The sequence below is a fragment of the Kitasatospora sp. NPDC006697 genome, from assembly GCF_042869935.1.
In the GTDB taxonomy this organism is placed as follows: domain Bacteria; phylum Actinomycetota; class Actinomycetes; order Streptomycetales; family Streptomycetaceae; genus Kitasatospora.
Map to the genome: position 1 here is coordinate 93,558 of NZ_JBIAGU010000023.1, position 18,303 is coordinate 111,860.

Annotated in this window: 18 protein-coding genes and 1 pseudogene; 12 read left to right on the forward strand and 7 right to left on the reverse strand. The window is 73.0% G+C overall.

All coding sequences use genetic code 11. The annotated features are described in order from the left end of the window. Positions 1–406: 406 nt before the first annotated feature. Positions 407–1,156 (forward strand): dienelactone hydrolase family protein, encoded by a 750-nt coding sequence (locus tag ACFYNO_RS28170; RefSeq protein WP_388018387.1) that lies wholly within the window; start codon positions 407–409, stop codon positions 1,154–1,156. 64 nt (positions 1,157–1,220) lie between these two features. Here the strand turns inward: ACFYNO_RS28170 and ACFYNO_RS28175 are convergent, their stop codons facing one another. Then, positions 1,221–1,880 (reverse strand): response regulator, encoded by a 660-nt coding sequence (locus ACFYNO_RS28175; protein ID WP_388018390.1) that lies wholly within the window; start codon positions 1,878–1,880, stop codon positions 1,221–1,223. Continuing rightward, the gene (locus ACFYNO_RS28180) at positions 1,877–3,037 is read right to left on the reverse strand and encodes a sensor histidine kinase (RefSeq protein WP_388018544.1); all 1,161 of its coding nucleotides are present in this window, start codon (positions 3,035–3,037) and stop codon (positions 1,877–1,879) included. The genes ACFYNO_RS28175 and ACFYNO_RS28180 overlap by 4 nt, the downstream gene beginning before the upstream one ends. Before the next feature lie 315 nt (positions 3,038–3,352). On the opposite strand from ACFYNO_RS28180, the gene ACFYNO_RS28185 reads away from it, so the two are divergent. Beyond that, positions 3,353–3,919, forward strand: a complete 567-nt coding sequence (locus tag ACFYNO_RS28185; protein ID WP_388018393.1) for a heme-binding protein — start codon at positions 3,353–3,355, stop codon at positions 3,917–3,919. Positions 3,920–4,033: 114 nt separating this feature from the next. Here the strand turns inward: ACFYNO_RS28185 and ACFYNO_RS28190 are convergent, their stop codons facing one another. Further along, positions 4,034–6,478, reverse strand: a complete 2,445-nt coding sequence (locus ACFYNO_RS28190) for a SpoIIE family protein phosphatase (protein WP_388018396.1) — start codon at positions 6,476–6,478, stop codon at positions 4,034–4,036. A 149-nt stretch (positions 6,479–6,627) separates the two neighbouring features. On the opposite strand from ACFYNO_RS28190, the gene ACFYNO_RS28195 reads away from it, so the two are divergent. Next, a complete protein-coding gene (locus ACFYNO_RS28195) occupies positions 6,628–6,921 on the forward strand; it encodes a transposase family protein (RefSeq protein WP_388018399.1) in 294 nt (97 codons plus the stop codon). A gap of 78 nt (positions 6,922–6,999) precedes the next feature. Here the strand turns inward: ACFYNO_RS28195 and ACFYNO_RS28200 are convergent, their stop codons facing one another. From ACFYNO_RS28200 to ACFYNO_RS28210, 3 genes and pseudogenes are all read right to left on the reverse strand, one after another. After that, positions 7,000–7,308, reverse strand: coding sequence for a hypothetical protein (locus ACFYNO_RS28200; protein ID WP_388018401.1), 309 nt, complete (start codon positions 7,306–7,308; stop codon positions 7,000–7,002). A gap of 282 nt (positions 7,309–7,590) precedes the next feature. Next, positions 7,591–8,361, reverse strand: coding sequence for an enolase C-terminal domain-like protein (locus tag ACFYNO_RS28205; protein WP_388018404.1), 771 nt, complete (start codon positions 8,359–8,361; stop codon positions 7,591–7,593). Beyond that, positions 8,358–8,537: pseudogene (locus ACFYNO_RS28210) on the reverse strand (fumarylacetoacetate hydrolase family protein); the annotation flags it as partial. The gene ACFYNO_RS28205 and the pseudogene ACFYNO_RS28210, both read right to left, overlap by 4 nt. 661 nt (positions 8,538–9,198) lie before the next feature. On the opposite strand from ACFYNO_RS28210, the gene ACFYNO_RS28215 reads away from it, so the two are divergent. From ACFYNO_RS28215 to ACFYNO_RS28225, 3 genes are all read left to right on the forward strand, one after another. Further along, a complete protein-coding gene (locus tag ACFYNO_RS28215) occupies positions 9,199–10,002 on the forward strand; it encodes a glycerophosphodiester phosphodiesterase (RefSeq protein ID WP_388018407.1) in 804 nt (267 codons plus the stop codon). Beyond that, a complete protein-coding gene (locus tag ACFYNO_RS28220; protein ID WP_388018410.1) occupies positions 9,999–11,387 on the forward strand; it encodes an MFS transporter in 1,389 nt (462 codons plus the stop codon). The genes ACFYNO_RS28215 and ACFYNO_RS28220 overlap by 4 nt, the downstream gene beginning before the upstream one ends. 103 nt (positions 11,388–11,490) lie before the next feature. Further along, on the forward strand, positions 11,491–12,177 hold the full coding sequence (locus ACFYNO_RS28225) for a 4'-phosphopantetheinyl transferase (RefSeq protein ID WP_388018547.1): 687 nt from the start codon (positions 11,491–11,493) through the stop codon (positions 12,175–12,177). Between the two features lie 22 nt (positions 12,178–12,199). On the opposite strand, the gene ACFYNO_RS28230 is transcribed toward ACFYNO_RS28225, so the two are convergent. Continuing rightward, complete coding sequence (locus tag ACFYNO_RS28230; protein WP_388018413.1) at positions 12,200–13,045, reverse strand: pentapeptide repeat-containing protein; 846 nt, start codon at positions 13,043–13,045, stop codon at positions 12,200–12,202. A gap of 200 nt (positions 13,046–13,245) precedes the next feature. Here ACFYNO_RS28230 and ACFYNO_RS28235 point away from each other — a divergent pair, with 200 nt between their 5' ends. The 6 genes from ACFYNO_RS28235 to ACFYNO_RS28260 all read left to right on the forward strand — a co-directional run bounded on the left by ACFYNO_RS28235 (position 13,246) and on the right by ACFYNO_RS28260 (position 18,294). Continuing rightward, positions 13,246–13,872 carry a hypothetical protein gene (locus ACFYNO_RS28235; RefSeq protein WP_388018416.1) on the forward strand — a complete coding sequence of 209 codons (627 nt, stop codon included), beginning with the start codon at positions 13,246–13,248 and terminating at the stop codon, positions 13,870–13,872. Then, positions 13,869–14,561: a CHAP domain-containing protein gene (locus ACFYNO_RS28240; protein WP_388018419.1), complete on the forward strand. Its 693-nt coding sequence runs from the start codon at positions 13,869–13,871 to the stop codon at positions 14,559–14,561. The genes ACFYNO_RS28235 and ACFYNO_RS28240 overlap by 4 nt, the downstream gene beginning before the upstream one ends. Positions 14,562–14,615: 54 nt before the next feature. After that, positions 14,616–15,209 carry a TetR/AcrR family transcriptional regulator gene (locus ACFYNO_RS28245; RefSeq protein ID WP_388018422.1) on the forward strand — a complete coding sequence of 198 codons (594 nt, stop codon included), beginning with the start codon at positions 14,616–14,618 and terminating at the stop codon, positions 15,207–15,209. Next, the gene (locus ACFYNO_RS28250) at positions 15,206–15,886 is read left to right on the forward strand and encodes a VC0807 family protein (protein ID WP_388018425.1); all 681 of its coding nucleotides are present in this window, start codon (positions 15,206–15,208) and stop codon (positions 15,884–15,886) included. Before ACFYNO_RS28245 ends, ACFYNO_RS28250 begins: the two co-directional genes overlap by 4 nt. Before the next feature lie 269 nt (positions 15,887–16,155). Continuing rightward, the gene (locus tag ACFYNO_RS28255; protein ID WP_388018428.1) at positions 16,156–16,908 is read left to right on the forward strand and encodes a GNAT family N-acetyltransferase; all 753 of its coding nucleotides are present in this window, start codon (positions 16,156–16,158) and stop codon (positions 16,906–16,908) included. A gap of 132 nt (positions 16,909–17,040) precedes the next feature. Next, the gene (locus ACFYNO_RS28260; RefSeq protein WP_388018550.1) at positions 17,041–18,294 is read left to right on the forward strand and encodes a DUF5685 family protein; all 1,254 of its coding nucleotides are present in this window, start codon (positions 17,041–17,043) and stop codon (positions 18,292–18,294) included. Positions 18,295–18,303: the final 9 nt, after the last annotated feature.

The window sequence follows — 18,303 nt, forward strand, 5'->3', positions numbered from 1 at the left end:
GCGGGCGCATCCTGGGAGTGTCAGCGGCGGGAGAGTGTGACATCCGGCGGACGGAGAATCCCGGAAGGGTCCCCGGAGTAGCGCCGCACGGCCGTGTCCGCTCCGGTGCCCCGCCGGCCCGGCGGGGCGGGCCGCCGCTGGAGTCACTGTGGTGATGACGATTCGTCAGTCGTGGTTGACCTGGCTGGCATTGGCCGCGGTCCAAGGGATGGGCTAGCCTGTCTGGCGATGACTACCGGGACGGCCTTGAGCCACACACGGATGGGTGACCCGGTGCTCCGCTGAGCACCGTGCGGTCGGGCACCGACCCGCTCCCCGACCGAGGGCGTGGCTCGGCAGCCACTCGCGCTCCGCCTCCGTCGTGCTTGACAACGCATGCGATTCGTCAACCACGACCGGAGGAACCATGCCCACCCAGAACCTGATGATCCCCACCGCCGACGGCCGGGCCGATGCCTTCGCCGCCTTTCCCGCGGGCGGTGGCCGGCACCCCGGGGTGCTGCTGTACCCGGATGCGTTCGGCCTGCGGCCCGAGCTGGAGACCCGGGCCCGCGAGCTGGCCGAACACGGCTACTACGTCCTCGTGCCCAACATCTTCTACCGGCACCGTCCGGCACCGGTGGTCGAACTCCCCGCCTACATCGGAGAGGAGGTCCGACCCGCAGTCATCGCCCAGTTGATGCCGCTGGTCGATGCGCACGGCACCGAGCGGGTGCTGCGCGATGCCGAGGCCTACCTCGGCTTCCTCGGCGACCGCCCCGAGATTGCTGCCGGGCCGGTCGGAGTGCTCGGCTACTGCTTCGGCGCCGTCCTGGCGCTGCGCACGGCGGCGGCCCACCCCGACCGGGTCTCCGCCCTGGCCTGCTTCCACCCCGGATTCCTGGTCACCAAGGCTCCTGACAGCCCGCACCGCTCGATCCCGGAGCTGACCGCAGAGGTCCACCTCGGTCTCTCCGAGGGGGACATGTCGGCCGAATCCCTCCACACACTGCACCAGGCCCTGGACGACGCGGGAACCGCCTACACCAGCGAGATCTACCCGGGCACGATCCACGGCTACACGATGTCCGACACCGACGCCTTCAGCCCCTCCGGGACGCGGCGGCACTGGGACCGCCTGCTCCCGCTCCTCGACCGCACCGTGCGCAAGGGCTGACTGCGCACGGGCTGAGCCATTGACTCGATCGGCCGGTCCGGTTGGTCTGCTCCGCTGCGCGGGCTCAGCGGAGCAGACGCCGCTCCTTCGCCACGGCGACCGCGCCGGCGCGGGTGTCGACGCCGAGTTTGGTGTAGATCCGGCTCAAGTGGGTCTTGACGGTCGCCTCGCTGATGTAGAGGGCCCGGGAGATCTCGCGGTTGCCCAGGCCCTGGCCGAGCTGCTTGAGGATGTCCTCCTCGCGGTGGGTGAGCTGGGGGGACGGGGAGCGCATCTGGGCCATCACCCGGGAGGCGACCGGGCGGGAGAAGAGCGCGGTGTGGCCGCGGGCGGCGGCGTGGATGGCGCTGAACAGCTCCTCGGGCTGCTCGGCCTTGAGCAGGTAGCCGGAGGCACCGGCGGCGATGGCGCGGGCGATGTCCGCGTCGGTGTCGTAGGTGGTGAGGACCAGGACGTACGGGGAGTCGGGGGCGGAGGTGATCTGCTGGGTGGCGGCGACCCCGTCGATGCCGGGGCCCAACTGCAGGTCCATCAGCACCACCTGCGGGCGGAGCTGCGCGGCGAGCCTGACGGCCTGCTCCCCGTTGCTGGCCTCACCCACCACCTCGATCTGCTCGTCGCTGGAGAGCAGGGCCAGCAGCCCGGCCCGGACCACCGCGTGGTCGTCGCAGACCAGCAACCGCAGACGCGTCGTCGGCTCTCCGGCCGGCGAGTTCATCGTCATGGAACCTCCAACGGGATCGTCGCGGACAGAACGGTGCCGTCACCCGGCGTGCTCTCGATGGCCAGGGTGCCGCCCACCTGTTTGAGGCGGGCCTGCATCGCGGGGAGGCCGTACCCGCGGTGCCTGTCCGAAGGGCCGACCTCGATGGTGGGAAGGCCGCGGCCGTCATCGATGATGTCCAGCACGGCCTGGTCGCCGAGGTAGGAGAGGGTGAGCGCGGCGGTGGAGGCAGCCGCGTGCTCCCGGACGTTCGCGAGGGCGCCCTGGGCCACTCGGAAGAGGGCGGAGCGGGCGGCCGCCGGCAGCGGCACCGGCGTCCCGTCGAGCTGGAAGCGGACAGGCAGGCCGCTCTCCGCGGTCTCCCGAGCCGCCAGGGCCAGGAGCGCGGCCTCCAGCGGGCTGCCGTCGGCGAGCTCGGCCGGCGCCAGGTCACGGACGAAGCGGCGGGCCTCGGCCAGGTTCCTGGCGGCGATCTGGAGGGCGGTGCGGACGTGCTGCCGGGCGGCCGCCGGATCGCGGTCCCAGGTGCGGTCGGCCGCCTGCAGCAGCATCCGCTGACTGGAGAGGCCCTGGGCGAGGGTGTCGTGGATCTCACCGGCCAGGCGCTCCCGCTCGGCCAGGGTGCCCTCGCGGCGCTCGGTGGCCGCGAGCTCCCGGCGGGTGAGCGTCAGATCGGTGATCAGGCGCCGCTGGCGCTGCGCCTGGCGCTCCATGTACTGGAAGACCGCGGTGGCCAGGCCCGCAACCGCAGGCGCGACCAGCACCGCCGTGGGGTCGAAGCCGTGCGCCAGCCGCAGTTCGGCGACGACCACCAGCGAGGTGAGCGCTGCGACCAGCGGGATGGCCGCCCGGGCCCGCAGGGTGCGCAGTGCGGTGTAGATCAGCGGGACCGCGCACCAGGCGAAGCTCGGCGCCAGCAGCACCAGCACCGCCCAGAGGACGACCACGGCGGCGAGCCGGGCCGGGCTCCGGCGCTGCGCGCCGACCAGCTGGACGGCCGCGAGCGCGGCGCTCAGCGCGATCACCCAGGGGGCGAGCGCCGAGCCGCCGTGGTGGCTCAGGAAGCGGGTGAGCGAGGCCGTCAGCAGCAGGACGAAGGCCGACTGCAGGGCGATCGCCAGCCACTTGGCATCCGGATCGGCATCACGCTCGGTCATCGGACCGGCGGCTCGGCCGGCCACCGGATCGCGGTCGCGATCGGCTGCCGGATCGGTCGGGTTCCACACGGCTCGCTCCTTCCTGTCCGCGCTCGTGAGGTGTGTGCACTCGCATCCTGCCCCGGACGCCCGCCCCGCACATCAGCCGATCGGTTGACCCTCGTGTCATCCATTTTGCCTGGCCAGGGCAGCCGGATCGCCGATCCGCGAGGGCGGTGTCCGGCCCGATGATCGAGTCAGGCAGCCGGCGAACGGGCCGGACCGCCAGCCGATACCGAGCCGTAGAGACAGCCGCAGAGGCAGAAGGAGCGAGAAATGAGCGTCAAGAACATGAGCACCCGGGGCCGCATCGTCGCCGGAGCGGTCGCCGTCGCCGTCGCCGGCATGGTCACCGTCGGTGCCGTCTCCGCCAGCGCCGACCAGCCCGAGACCCCGGCTGTGGCCGCCGCCGCCAAGGCGAACGCCTCGGACAAGAACGTGAACACCGTGCCGGTGCTCACCATCGAGGCGGCGACCAAGGCGGCCGAGGCCACGCTCTCCGCCGCCGAGAAGGCCGGCCAGCACGTCACGGTCGCCGTGGTCGACCGCGACGGCGTCACCCGGGTCCTGCTGAAGGGCGACGGCGCCGGCCCGCAGTCCCCGGAGTCCGCCACCCGCAAGGCCTTCACCGCGGTCTCCTGGAACGCCACCACCTCGGACCTGGCCAAGCGCGCCGTCCAGGCCCCCGGTCTGAAGGACATCCCGAACACCCTGTTCCTGGCCGGCGGTGCCCCGGTGCAGAGCAAGGGTGCGCCGATCGCGGGCATCGGCGTGGCCGGTGCGCCGAGCGGCGACCAGGACGAGCAGTTCGCCCAGGCCGGGGTGGCGGCCATCGGCGGCTGAGGAGCGGGGGCCGAGCGCGCCGCCCCGGCCGGTGCGGGCAGGGCAGGTACCGCCCCGGCCTACCCGGCAGAACCGGATCGGACCACTCGGACAGCGGCGTCCGGGTCCGGCAGGCTACCCGTCCTCGCCCGCGGGGAGAGCCTGCTCGGTCCAGATCAACTTGCCGGCGGGGGTGAACCGGGTGCCCCAGCGCCGGGTCAGCAGGGCGACCAGGAAGAGGCCGCGCCCGCCCTCGTCAGTGGTCCGGGCGTGCCGTAGATGAGGGGCGGTGCTGCCACTGTCGCAGACTTCGCAGATCAGTACGGAGTGTCGGATCAGCCGCAGCCGGACCGGGCCGGGTGCGTAGCGGATCGCGTTGGTGACCAGCTCGCTGACGATCAGTTCGGTGGTGGTCGCCAGCTCGGCCAACCCCCACTGCTCCAGTTGTGCGGTGGCCAGTCGACGGGCCACGGCGACCTGGGCCGGGTCGGGGGTGATGTCCCAGGCCGCGACCTGATCCCCGGTCAGGACGCGGGTGCGGGCGAGCAGCAGGGCGATGTCGTCCGCCGGTGGGCCGGGCGGCAGGCCCGCGACCACCGCGTCGCACTGCTCCTCCGGAGTGAGCCCGGGCAGCGCGAGGGCCCGGCTGAGTAGGTCCAGTCCGATGTCGATGTCCTGATCGAAGGAGGAGAGGAGTCCATTGGTGTAGAGCGCGATCACGCTGGCTTCCGGCAGTTCGAACTCGGCCGACTCGAACGGCAGCGAGCCGAGCCCGAGCGGCGGCCCGGCCGGCAGGTCAGGAAAGGTGACGGTGCCCTCCGGGGTGACCAGGGCGGGCAGCGGGTGCCCGGCCCGGGCCATGGTGCACCGGGCGCTGACCGGGTCGTAGACCGCGTAGAGGCAGGTGGCGCCCAGCACGGCCGCGGCGGCGCTCGGCTCCTCGTCGCTCAGCCGGATCACCAGGTCGTCCAGATGGGCCAGCACCTCCTCGGGCGGGAGGTCCATGTCGGCCAGGGTGTGCACGGCGGCGCGCAGCCGACCCATGGTCGCCACGGCGGTGATCCCGTGCCCGGCCACGTCACCGACCACCAGCGCCATCCGGGCACCGGAGAGCGGAATGGCGTCGAACCAGTCTCCGCCGACGCCGTCCTGGGCCGCCGGCAGGTAGCGCGAGGCGACGCGCAGCGCACTGCCGCTGGCCAGGGACGTTGGCAGCAGGCTGTGCTGGAGCGAGAGCGAGGCGGCGTGTTCCCGGGTGTACCGGCGGGCGTTGTCCACGCACACGGCGGCCCGGGTCGCCAACTCCTCTGCCAGCAGCAGGTCGTCGGGCTCAAAGGCGGTGGGGTCGGCGGAGCGGATGAAGGTGGCCAGGCCCAGCACCACGCCTCGGGCCCGGAGCGGGACGGCGATCAGCGAGTGCAGCCCGTACTCGCGGATCTTCGCGGCGGTGGCCGGCTGCTCCACCGTCCAGGCGTTGTCGATGGGATCGAGTTCGGGAATCAGCAGGGGTTCGCCGTGGATCAGGTAGCGCCCGTCCTGGTTGGGCGGGATCACATTGACGGGTTCGCCCGCGGCCGCCAGCGCCTCCGGGACGCCCGCCCGGACGGAGGCGAGGCCGGCCCGGGTCATCGAGGGGTGTGCGGAGACGGCGGCGGGGGCGGGCTCGTCCCCCCGGAGTACTGAGTCGAGGAGGTCCACGGCGGCGAAGTCGGCGAACAGCGGGACGGCCAGGTCGGCCAGCTCCTGGGCGGTGCGGGAAACGTCCAGAGTGGTGCCGATCGCGGTGCCGGCCCGGGTCACCAGAGCGAGGCGCTCGCGGGCCCGCCAGCGGTCCGTGACGTCCATGCCCATGTAGCAGACACCGAGCACATTGCCGTCGCCGTCGGTCAGGCGGAAGAAGGAGGTGGAGTAGGAGCGCTGTTGCCCGGGGTGGGCGTCGGTCCAGCCCTGGTACTCGTAGTCGATCACCGGTTCGCCGGTGGCCAGCACCGCGCGCATCTGGTCCTCCAGCGCGTCGGTGTCCAGGCCCGGCATCGAGTCCCGCATCCGGCGGCCGATCCGCTGGGCGCGCGGCACGCCGCCCAATCGCTCCAGGGTGTCGTTGATCCATGCGTAGCGCAGGTCCGGTCCGAGGATGGCCATGCCGACCGGGGACCGGGTCAGGAAGGCCTCCAGCACCGGCCCGCTGACCGCCCAGGACGGCTGGTCGGCCAGGTCGACCGCCACGGCCAGGATCCGGATGCGGCCGTCGATCCGAAAGGGCGCGGTCAACCGGAGTCCGACGTCGATCCGGTGGCCGTCGCGGTGCCGCAGCGTGAGCATGCCGCTCCAGTTGCGTCCGGAGCGGCAGCGCCGGGCGGCCGCGCCGGCCCTGGCCGCGTCCCGCGGGTCGGCGAGCAGGTCCGTCGCCGGCCGGCCGAGCACCTCGGACGGCCCGAATCCGAGGAGTTCCCCGGCAGCCGGGCTCCAGCCGCTGACCAGGCCGGCCGAATCGAGTACCGCCACCGCGCCGACCGGACCGCCTGAGCGGAAGGGATCGGTGACCGGGAGCTCCAGGGGCAGCCCGTGCTGCGACGGCATACAGTTCCTCGCTTTCCGCACCCCTCCTCAATCATCCCGCCCGTCCGCCGAAGCGTCGCGCCCGGTCCGGCCACGCGAGACGGGCGGCTCCTGGGAGGGGCCGCCCGTCGGGTCGGAGCAGGGGGTAAGGAGCCTGGGGCGAGTGCGAGGTGGCTGCGGCTCGGACTTCGGCGAGGAATCCGGGGCTGGACCGGAGAGCCGAAGCCCGGCCGCCGGCTCGACCTGCCCGAGCTGGGTGCCCCTGCCCGGCTTGGGGCAAGCCGCTGACCGCCGCGCAGAAGGAGGCGAACCGGCTGGTCAGCCGCGAGCGCGCAGCGAACGAGCACGGCTTCGCCGACCTCGAGAACTGGCGGATCCTCAGCAAGGTCCGCATGAACGCCCGGCACGCGACCATGCTCCTGCGGGTCGTGCTCGTGCTGACCAACGCGGAAGTACAGCGCTGACGGACGATGACCTACCGACGATCACGCCTCGCCCCGTACGAGCACCCCAGCCCCGCGATCTGCAAAGTAGAATGAAACTCAGTGGTGCTGCTGGCGTTCGGTGCCGGTGTCGAAGAAGGCGTCGAGGTAGGCGCTCGGCTCCAGCGGGCTGTCCCGGAGCAGGGAGAAGACCTCGGCGCCCGAGCCCGGTGTGCCGGCCAGGTTGTAGGACTGGGCGAAACCCAGGTAGCCGACGCCGATGGTGGCCGCATACGTCTCGGCCTCCGCCTCGGCGAGGGCGATCGCTTCCTCAGCCGATGAGGCCCGCCAAAGCGTGATCCGCTCCTCGTAGGTCCTTCCGTCCCGGGTCGTCCACTCGAACACGCACCGGACCCCGTACCAGTCCACGTCCTGCTCCCTTCGTGCAGCGCCGCCGGAGCATTCTCCTCCACCTATGCCGGAGGGGACCGTTGGGGTGCGGAGGTCTGCGGGCCCTCCTCGCGCTGAACAGCCAAGGTCGCTCGCCGACAGTCGATCACCTGCTAGCGATCACGCCCTTGATCGGCACGAGCACTCCGGCCCCGCCCCACACCAGCCCCGTAACCTGCAACTTCAGGATGAAAGCCGCTCATTGACGTCCAGGACCCGGTGCCACTGCTCCTCGTTGTTGTCCGCGAAGTTCGGGAGTGCTCACGCGGTCAGCTCCTTCTCGGCGGTATCGGCGGCTTGGGCGGGCAGTTGGGTGGCGGCCAGGTCGGTGGTCCAGAATTCGCCGTTCGGGTATTCGAAGGTGGTGATGGTGGCGGGGTGCATCTCGGCGGAGAAGCCGGGCAGGGTGGGCGCCTTGTAGTGGCCGTGCTCGATCACGACCGGGTCCAGGAAGTGCTCGTGGAGGTGGTCGACGAACTCGATGACCCGGTTCTCGGTGGTCCCGGACAGGGCCACGTAGTCGAACATGGACAGGTGCTGGACCAGTTCGCACAGGCCCACGCCGCCGGCGTGCGGGCAGACCGGCATGCCGAACTTGGCGGCCAGCAGCAGGATCGCCAGGTTCTCGTTGACGCCCGCGACGCGGGCGGAGTCGAGCTGGAGGATGTCGATCGCGCCGGCCTGGAGCAGTTGCTTGAAGACGATGCGGTTCTGTACGTGCTCGCCGGTGGCGAGCTTGACCGGGGCGACGCCGCGGCGGATGGAGGCGTGGCCGAGGATGTCGTCGGGGCTGGTGGGCTCCTCGATCCAGTACGGGTCGAAGGCGGCCAGCTGTACGTCGTTGCCGCGGCCGATGGTGAAGGTGAAGCCGTGGCCCTGGTGGCTGTCGTCGGAGGTGCGCAGGACCAGGTAGGCGGCGGAGTAGTCGGGGTCGGGGTTCATCGCGTCCGACCCGTCCAGCTCCCGTGAGGTGGGGAAGCGGACGTCGTGGGTGTCGATGGCGGTGATGACGGACAACGTGGTGCCTTTCACGCGGTCACGAGGGTCTGGCGCTGGGTGCCCAGGCCGTCGATGGACAGCTCGACGGTGTCGCCCGCCCGCAGGTAGGGGGTGTGGGGCAGGCCCAGGGCCACGCCGGCCGGGGTGCCGGTGTTGATCACGTCGCCGGGGTCGAGGACCATGTACTGGCTGAGGTACCAGACCACGTGGGCCACGTCGAAGATCTTGTGCGCCCGGAGAGCGCATAAGTGCGCCCGGCCTCAGCCAACACCGCAGACACCTCCGCTCCCGGAGCGCCCAGCTGCAGCAGCTTCATTTCTCAACTCCCGTCGCTCCGGAGCACGCGGTGCGCCCTCGCGGATACATCGGATCTCTGTGGCCCGCTCAGATGATATGCACGGCCCTGGGTGATCACAAGGAATTGCTCTGATGTTCTCGGTTTGACCTTCTTGAACTGGGCTATCCATGGATGTCGGAGGGTGCTCCTTGCCCGTTTGCGCTGGGCCTCGTAAGGTTCCTTCTGTCGCTAGTCATCCGATGAATGTGGCAGTGCGTCCGTCACCGCGTCCGCGGAGCACCGCACCCGCGGCGGTGGCCGCCCGTCCTGGGGCGAGGGTCGGACGGGCGGCCGCCGGTGCGTCCGCGCCATGCGGCTGACCAGGGCGAACGCCGAGAACCGCAGGCTCTCCCGCGCCACGCTGCGCGACGCCCCCTGGTCGGCCGGGGGCCGCTTCACTTGGATGTCGCCCGGGCGTTACCGCTCGGTAGGTTCTTCTGGCACCATGACCCCCACAGTCGTTGCGACGATCATGCCGATCCCACCCGGGAGCCCCGGCCTGGCGGGCGACCTACCCTCTCGGAGTACCCCCGATGCACCCCTACCTGGACCATCCGGGTCCACTCGCCTTCGCCCACCGCGGCGGCCTGCTCGGCGCACCCGAGAACTCCCTCGCGGCCTTCGAGCAGGCCGTGGCACTCGGCTACCGGTACCTGGAGACGGACGTCCACGCCACCGCCGACGGCGTGCTGATCGCCTTCCACGACGAGCGACTGGACCGGGTCACCGACGGCGGCGGCGCCATCGCCGAGCTGCCCTGGGAGACCGTGCGCCGGGCCAGGATCGGCGGCACCGAGCCGATCCCGCTGCTGGAGGACCTGCTGGCCGCCTTCCCCGAGGCCCGGTTCAACATCGACGTCAAGGCCGCGCCCGCCGTCGAACCGCTGGTGGCGGCCGTCCGCCGCACCGGCGCCTGGGACCGCGTCTGCGTCGGCGGCTTCTCGGACACCCGGCTGGCCGCGGTCCGCGCCGCCGCCGGCCCGCGGCTGGCCACCTCGCTCGGCCCGCGCGAGGTGCTGCGCCTGCGGCTGCGCTCGCTGGCCGGCCCGCTTGCCCGCGGGCGGCGCGCGCCCGGACCGGGGATCTGCGCCCAGGTGCCCGAGACCCACCGGGGCGTGCGGGTGGTGGACCGGGCGTTCGTCCGCACCGCCCACCGGCTCGGCCTCCAGGTGCACGTCTGGACCGTCGACGACCCGGTGCGGATCGGGGCGCTCCTCGACCTCGGGGTGGATGGCATCATGGCGGACCGCATCGACGTCCTGCGCGACGTCCTTGCCGAGCGCGGCAGCTGGACCGGAGGCGGCCGCGGAACGACCAGCGGAAGTGACCGAGCATGAGCACCGCAACCGACCGGCCCGACCAGGCGACCGATCCCGCGGCCGACGCCCGCGCCATCGGCCGGATGCGCTTCGGCTGGTACGTCAACGACTGGGCCAACGCCGCCTTCTCGGCCTCCGTGCTGACCGTCTTCCTCGGCCCCTACCTGACCTCCGTGGCCGACGCCGCCGCGGACGCGCACGGTGACGTCCACCCGCTGGGCCTGTCGATCCGGGCCGGCTCCTTCTTCCCTTACACCGTCTCCTTCTCCGTGCTCGTCTCGGTCGCCGTGATGCTGGTGGCCGGCACCGTCGCCGACCGCACCGGGCGGCACAAGGAGCTGATGTGCGGCTTCGCCTTCCTGGGCGCGCTGGCCACCATGGGGATGTTCTTCCTGCGTGACGACCGCTACCTGCTCGGCGGGCTGCTGCTGGTGGCCGCCAACATCTGCTACGCGGTCTCGGTGGCGCTCTCCTACGCCTTCCTGCCCGGCCTGGCCACCGCCGACGAGCGCGACGCCATCTCCTCCAAGGGCTGGGCCGTCGGCTACGCCGGCGGCGGGCTGCTGCTGATCGCCAACCTGGCGCTGTTCGAGGGGCACGGCGCGCTCGGGCTCGCCGAGGGCACCTCGGTGCGGATCTGCCTGGCCTCCGCGGGGCTCTGGTGGGCGCTGTTCACCCTGGTCCCGCTCTTCCGGCTGCCGTCCCGGGCCGGCGCCGCACCGATCGCCGCCAGGCAGCCCGCCGACCCCGGCCGGCCGACCGCCGGCAGCCTTCGCGAGCTGGCCCACACCCTGCGCGGCATGCGGCGCTACCCGCTCACCCTGCTCTTCCTGGCCGGCTTCCTCTGCTACAACGACGGCATCCAGACCGTGGTCTCGCAGGCCTCGCTGTTCGGCAGCGAGGAGCTGGGCATGGGCAAGACCGCACTGATCGGGGCCGTGCTGCTGGTGCAGATCGTGGCGATCGGCGGGGCCCTGCTGCTCGGCCGGATCGCCAGCAAGTACGGCGCCAAGCGGACCATCCTCGGCTCGCTGGTCGGCTGGGTGGCCACCCTGGCGCTCGGCTACCTGATGCCCGCCCACCAGCCGGTCTGGTTCTTCGGCCTGGCCTGCATGATCGGGCTGGTGCTCGGCGGCAGCCAGGCGCTCTCCCGCTCGCTCTTCTCGCACCTGATCCCGGCCGGCCGGGAGGCGGAGTACTTCAGCGTCTACAAGATCAGCGACCGCGGCACCAGCTGGATGGGCCCGCTGGTCTTCGGCATCGCCTACCAGACCACCGGAAGCTACCGCTCGGCGATCATCTCGCTGCTGGTCTTCTTCGTGATCGGCTTCGCGGTGCTGCTGCGGGTGCCGGTCCGGCGCGCCATCGAGGCCGTCGGCAACCCGGTCCCGGAACGGCTCTGACCTGCCGCTCCCCGGACCGGCCTTGATCGGACCGGGGGTCTGACGGCAGGCTTGGCAGGTCATCAGACAGGGGACGGCTGTTCGGGAGGCGGGCGTGGAGCGGTTGCTGGTGGGGCTGCTACCGGGAGTAACCGAGGTGGCGGAGGGATTCGGGGAGGCGTCCGAGGCGGGGCTGTTCCCCGAGGAGGCCGCCGAGGTGGCGAACGCGGTGGAGAAGCGGCGGCAGGAGTTCGCCGGGGTGCGCGAGTGCGCCCGCACGGCGCTGGGCCGGCTGGGCGTGCCGCCGCAGCCGCTCCTGCACCGCGGCGAGGGCCCGGGCTGGGCGGCCAAGGCGCCGCGCTGGCCGGACGGGATCGTCGGCAGCATGACGCACTGCCAGGGCTACCGGGGCGCGGTGGTCGCCCGGGTCGGCGAGATCGCCTCGGTCGGTGTGGACGCCGAGCCGCACGGCCCGCTCCCCGAGGGAGTCGAGGACGTGGTGACGCTGCCCGCGGAGCGCGAGGCGCTGGCCCGGCTGGCCGCCGAGCGGCCCGAGGTGCACTGGGACCGGCTGCTGTTCAGCGCCAAGGAGAGCGTCTTCAAGACCTGGTTCCCGCTGACCGACCGCTGGCTGGGCTTCGAGGAGTGCGAGCTGATCCCGGCGGCGGACGGCAGCTTCGCCGCCCGCCTGCTGGTACCGGGCCCGGTGGTGAACGGGGTGGAGCTGCCCGGCTTCCGCGGCCGCTGGCGGGTGGCGGGCGGCCTGGTCGGCACCGCGATCGCCGTCCACGCGGACGGCACCGTGGCCTGACCGCCTCCCGGCGCGGCCCGCGTCACCAGTGCGCGGGCCGGGCCAGGGTGGTCGGCAGCCTGGTGGCCGCATCGCCCTTGGCCGCGTTGAGCTGAGCCTGGGTCAGGAAGATCGCGCCGGTCAGGTCGGCGCCGCGCAGGTCGGCGTCCCGCAGGTCGGCGCCGATCAGGTCGGCCCAGCGCAGGTCGGCCCGGCTCAGGTCGGCGGCCACCAGCAGTGCCCCGCGCAGGCTGGCCCCGCGCAGGTCCGCGCCGGCCAGCCGGGCGCCCATCAGGTCCGCGCCGCGGTGGTTGCGCTTCTTGCCCGGCACCTTGGCGCGGGCCAGCTCGCTCGCCTTCAGCAGCACCTCGTTGACCTCGCCGCGCAGCGCCGTCACGTCGACCGCCAGGATCTGCTCCGGGGTGCCCTGGGCCAGCCCCTCCACCTTGGTCCGGGCGCGGCGCAGCGCGGGCTCGACCGGGCGGGCCTGCGGCAGGTCGAGCGCCTCGGCGACGTACCAGAGCAGCTCGTGCAGGTGCCGGACCACCGGGAAGACCTGGAACATCCGCTCCGAGGTCTCCGGGCGCTCCCGCCAGCTGGTGCCGCCGAAGACCACCTGGGAGACCTGCTGGCCGGCACCGAAGCAGTCGAAGACGGTGCAGCCGGCGAAGCCCTCCTGGCGCAGCTCCGCGTGGATGCCGCAGCGGAAGTCGGTCCGCAGGTTGCGGCAGGGCTGCCCGGCGGCCTTGTTGGCCGCGAAGTCGGCCGAGCGGGCGAACGGCAGGGCGACGCAGCACAGGCCGAAGCAGTTCGCACAGTCGGCCCGCAGGTCCGGGCGGTCGGCGCGCGGGGCGGTGGGGGCGGCGTGGTCGTGCTGCTGCTGGGACAACGTGCGTGCTCTCCTGACGGGTACCGCGGACCTGGGCCGGTCGGACGGTCCATTCTCCCAGAACCGCCACCCCGCATCCGAACGGGTGAAAGCCGCCGCGGGCCGCGCCAGTCGGCCCAATGCCGCGAACCGCAGGTGATCGTATGGTCACCCGCTGGTTCCGTCCCGTGCCCACTGCCGACCGGAGGCGCACTGTGCGCATGTCCCGCCGTCTGCTCGCGGCCGCAGCCCTGGGCATCGCGCTCGCCGGTCTCCCGCTCGCGGCACCTCCCGCGGCACCGCTCGCGCAGGCCGCCGACGGCAGCGCGGCCCCGCAGCCCCCGGCCCCCGCCGCCCCGCACCTGGCCATCGCGATCGACGACGGCCGCGCCAGCGCCGTCCCGGGCGACCGGGTGACCTGGAAGCTGACGGTCCGTGACCTGGGCAGCGAACCGGTGACCGACCTGCGGATCGAGCAGCGGCTGCCCGACGGTGCCAAGCCCGCCGGCTCCGCCGACGCCGTGCTGCGCGACGGCAACCCGGTCTGGGAGCACATCACCGTCGGACCGGGCGCCCCGACCACCCTCAGCTCCACCGCCGACCTCGGTCCGACCGGCCCGGAGACCCTGCGCTCCTCCAGCAGCGCCTGCGCCTTCGCCGGGGACTCCACCACCCCGCTGGTCTGCGCCAGCCACCTCGACCTGCTGCCCGCCGGACGCCGCGCGCTCGCGGTGGCGGGCCACGACGAGCGGCCGGCCTGGCCCTGGTGGACCGGCGGGGTGCTGGCCGCGTTGACCGCGGTCGCTGCCGCCGTCTGGATCCGCGGCCGCCGGACGGCGCAGCCGTGAGCCGCCGGACGGCCGCAGCCCGGCGGCTGGCCGTGCTGCTCGCCACGGTGCTGGCGCTCGGCACGGGCGCGACCGCCGCGCACGCCGACTCGCCGCTGGGCGCCGACTGGCCCGGTCTGCCCGACCTCGCCACCGGCCTGCTCGCCGCCCAGCTGGCCCGGGCCAACGACGGCAAGGGCGCCGGCACCTGCTCCCAGGTCGATCCCGAGCGCAACAGCCTGGGCGGCACCGCATTCGACGACAGCTGCACCGGCAACTCCGGCGCCCCGGAGTACTGGTGCGCCGACTTCGCCAAGTGGGTCTGGCGGCACGCGGGCGCCGACGCCACCGGCCTGACCGCCTGGGCGCACACCTTCGTGGACGCGGCCCCGCAGAACGGCTCCACCGTGCACACCGACCCCGGCTACCGCCCGCACCCCGGCGACGCGGTGGTCTACTCGACGCACCACGTGGCCATCGTCACCGCCGTCGACCCGGATGGCACGATCGAGATCACCAACGGCGACTGGGGCGGCGAGGACCTGCAGGGCCTGTCGGCCGCCGCCGAGGAGGCGCACTTCGGCGCGACCTCCCGGGTGGTCACCAACACGGTGCCCGCCGCCCAGGTGCCGGTCGGCGCCTACCAGCAGTCCCAGCACTACACGGCGACCGCCTACGTCACTCCCGTCACGGCACCCAACGGACGCTGACAGTTCGCCAGCCGGCTCCTTGTCGGCCTTACTCGGCCGCCGTAACTTTTACCCGTGCCAGTAAGGGACCCGGGCCGATCCGTCACGGCCACCGCCCGGCGTGCCCAGATCATGGCCGCCACCGTCGAGACCATCGCCGAACTCGGCTACGCGCAGGCCTCGTTCGCCCGGATCGCGGAGCGGGCCGGGCTGAGCAGCACCCGGCTGATCTCCTACCACTTCGCCGGCAAGGGCGAGCTGATCCAAGCGGTGGTCGCCGACGTGCGCGCGAACATGGCCCGCCACCTGCGGGACCGGCTGGCGAACTGCGCCGACGCCCGCAGCACGCTGGCGGAGTACATCCGCGCCGTGGTGGCCTTCAGCGGCAGCCACCGGCCGCAGATGCAGGCGCTGCTCTCGGTCTTCCCGGAGCACCGCGGCGCGAGCCGGGAGGCCCGCACCGGACCCGAGACGGTCGGCCGGATCCTCCGGGCCGGCCAGCGCAGCGGCGAGTTCCGCACCTTCGACACCCAGGTGATGGCCGCCACCGTGCAGCGCGCGCTGGACGGGCTGCCGTTCCTGCTGCGCACCGACCCGGAGCTCGACCTCGACCACTATGCCGAGGAACTGGTCTCGCTCTTCGACTTCGCCACCAGGAGAGCCAGGTGAAGCGGCCCTGGGTGGTCAGGGGGATCCGGATCGTGGTCGACCTCGGCATCCCGACCGCGCTCTTCTACGGGCTGCGCGCCTTCGGGCTCTCGATCTACCTGACCCTGGTGATCGCCGCCGTGCTGCCCGCGGCCGTGGCCGTGGTCCGGCTGCTGCGCTCGGGCAAGATCGAGGGGCTGGCGCTCTTCATGATGAGCGTGATGCTGATCAGCACCGTGGTCTCGCTGATCGACGGCAGTCCGCAGTTCCTGCTCGCCCGCGGCGCCTGGATGACCGGCATCGCCGGCTTCTGGTTCATCGGCTCGGCCTGGGCCACCCGACCGCTGGCCTTCCACTACACCCGCCCGGTGCTGGAGCACCGCACCCGGATCGTCTCGATACCGGGCGACTGGGACGAACTCTGGGAGCGGCTGCCCAAGTTCCGCCGGATCTGGCGGATCGGCAGCATCCTGTGGGGGATCTCGCTGCTCGGCGACTCCGCCGCCCGGGTGGTGATGGCCTACACCCTGCCGGCCAACCTGGTGCCGGCCCTCGGCAATGTGCTCTACCTGGTCACCAGCCTGGTGCTGATCGTGATCACCAACATCTACTACGTCGGCGCCGGCCTCTACGACCGCCGCTCCCGGCTCTACGCCCCGCTCGCGCAGGCGGAGCCGGCCGGGCCGGTCAGCGGGTGAAAGCCCTTGCGCCCCCGGCCGTGCGGGTGCGAAGATCACCGGGTCCGCGGTTCGCGGGCGATCTCCCTGATGTGTCGAAGGACTGAAGACCTATGGCCTCGGCGTCCCCCAGCGGCCGCCGCCGGTACTGAACCGCACCCGACCGGGTCGCGGCGACAGCGGTACCGATCGCACGGTGGCTCCACGTGACGGCAATTTGACGCGTCCATTCCGCTGACGCTCCGTCAAGCCCACTGTCTTCGTTCCTGACTTCTGAGGTCATCATCACCATGGACACCCTGGTCCAGCAGTTCGCCGTTGCCAACCTGCGCCGCCGCCCCGAGGTCGTCGAGACCGGCGGCTTCGTCATCGGGTTCGACCCGGGCACGGCCAGCCCCTACATCAACTACGCCACCCCGCGGCCCGGGACGGCGCCCGGCGCGGCCGAGGTGGCCGCCCTGGTCGCCGCGTTCCGCGAGCGCGGGCTCAAGCCCCGGCTGGAGTTCGCGCCCGACACCGCGCCGGCCGTGGCGCCCGCCCTGCTCGCGGCCGGGTTCACCGTGGAGGAGACGCACGAGTACCTGGTCTGCACGCCGCAGACGCTGGCCGCGCCCGCGGTCGGCGGCCCGCTGGTGGAGACCCCGGGCACCGACGAGGAGTTCACCGCGATCGACGCCGCACTGGCCGAGGCCTTCTCCGGGGAGTTCGCCTCATCCAGCGAGGGTGCGGACCGGCTGCGGCGCACCCAGAACGGCGGCGGGGCCGTCCGCTTCGTCCGCTCGCCGGACGGCGGGTGCGCGGGCGGGGCGTGCTGCTCGGCACCGGCGGTCGGCACCGCCGAGCTGGCGGGCGTGGGCACCCGGCCGCAGTACCGCCGGCAGGGGATCGCCGGCGCCGTCACCGCCGCGCTGGCCCGGACCATGTTCGAGCAGGGGGCCGAGTCGGTCTGGCTGGAGTACTCGGGCGAGGGCTCCCGCCGGGTCTACGAGAGCGTGGGCTTCCAGCCCAAGGGGACCCGGCTCTACATCTCGCTCGAAGGCTGATCCGGAACCGAACCGCCAGTGACGGGTGTGCCGGGTCCGGCGCCCCCGTCCGTCCGATCCGACCGGCATACGATCAGTAAGATGACGCCCGATCATGGGGGCGCCCTCGTCGGCGCGAACGAGGGGTGGATCGTGTTCGGCATCATCAGACCGTGTCAGCACCGGCTGTCGGAGAAGCTGCGGAGCTCCTGGATGGCGCACCTGTGCGGGCTCTGCCTCGCGCTCCGGGACGACCACGGGCAGTTGGCCCGCACCGCGACCAACTACGACGGTCTGATCATCTCCGTGCTGGTCGAGGCCCAGCGCCCGGCCGAGGCCCGCGCGGCCGGCCGCCGCACCGCAGGGCCCTGCCCGCTGCGCGGCATGCGCAGCGCCGAGGTGGCCCGCGGCGAGGGCGCCAAGCTGGCCGCGGCCGTCTCGCTGGCGCTCGCCTCGGTGAAGATGCGCGACCACGTGCTGGACGCGGACGGCCTCTTCGCCCGCCGCCCGGTGGCCGCCGGCGCGCGGCGGGTGGCCGGGCGCTGGGACCGGCAGAGCGCGGGCGGCGGCGCGGTGGTCGGCTTCGACACCGCGGTGCTGCTGGACGCGGCCGAGCGGCAGGGCGAGGTGGAGCGGGCGGCAGGGCTCGGCAGCTCGGTGCTGCTGGTCACCGGGCCGACCGAGACCGCCACCGCCGCCGCCTTCGCGCACACCGCGGTGCTCGCCGACCGCCCCGGCAACGTCGCAGCGCTCACCGAGGCGGGCCGGCTGTTCGGACGGCTGGCCCACCTGCTGGACGCCGCCGAGGACCAGGCCGAGGACGAGGCGAGCGGCGCGTGGAACCCGCTCACCGCGACCGGCACCTCGCGGGCCGAGGCGGAGCGGCTCTGCCGGGACGCCGTGCGCGGCATCCGGCTGGCATTGCGTGACGTCGAGCTGACCGACCGGGCGCTGACCCATGTGCTGCTCGCGCACGAGACCGGGGCGGCGGTGGACCGGGTCTTCCACGGCGGCCACGGTGCGAACTGCTCGACCCGGACGCCCGAGCTGAGCAACCCGTACCAAGGTGGCAACCCGTACCAGGGCGGCAACCCGTACCAGGGCACGCCGCCGGTGCAGGGCGGCAACCCGTACCACTACCAGGGCGCGCCGGGCTACGGCGAACCGCCGCTGCTCCCGCCGCAGCCGCCCGGCAAGCCGCCGCGCGGTCCGCTGGCCGGCTGCGCGATGTGGGCGCTGCTCGCCTGCACCTGCCAGCTGCTCTGCTGCGAGCACAGCCACCCGTTCACCCGCGAGCGCCGCAAGGGCTTCTGCGAGCGGCACGACGGGTGCTGCGACTGTGACCCGTCGGACTGCTGCTGCCAGTGCGGGTGCGAGTGCTGTTGCGACGCCTGCGACTGCAACTGAAAGAGCAAG

Excerpts from the sequence above, each read along its gene's own strand:
- ACFYNO_RS28185 (WP_388018393.1), top strand. The coding sequence starts at position 3,353 with ATGAGCGTCAAGAACATGAGCACCCGGGGCCGCATCGTCGCCGGAGCG.
- ACFYNO_RS28235 (WP_388018416.1), top strand. The coding sequence starts at position 13,246 with ATGTCCCGCCGTCTGCTCGCGGCCGCAGCCCTGGGCATCGCGCTCGCC.
- ACFYNO_RS28215 (WP_388018407.1), top strand. The coding sequence starts at position 9,199 with ATGCACCCCTACCTGGACCATCCGGGTCCACTCGCCTTCGCCCACCGC.
- ACFYNO_RS28175 (WP_388018390.1), bottom strand. The coding sequence starts at position 1,880 with ATGACGATGAACTCGCCGGCCGGAGAGCCGACGACGCGTCTGCGGTTG.
- ACFYNO_RS28255 (WP_388018428.1), top strand. The coding sequence starts at position 16,156 with ATGGACACCCTGGTCCAGCAGTTCGCCGTTGCCAACCTGCGCCGCCGC.
- ACFYNO_RS28180 (WP_388018544.1), bottom strand. The coding sequence starts at position 3,037 with ATGACCGAGCGTGATGCCGATCCGGATGCCAAGTGGCTGGCGATCGCC.
- ACFYNO_RS28220 (WP_388018410.1), top strand. The coding sequence starts at position 9,999 with ATGAGCACCGCAACCGACCGGCCCGACCAGGCGACCGATCCCGCGGCC.
- ACFYNO_RS28170 (WP_388018387.1), top strand. The coding sequence starts at position 407 with ATGCCCACCCAGAACCTGATGATCCCCACCGCCGACGGCCGGGCCGAT.
- ACFYNO_RS28190 (WP_388018396.1), bottom strand. The coding sequence starts at position 6,478 with ATGCCGTCGCAGCACGGGCTGCCCCTGGAGCTCCCGGTCACCGATCCC.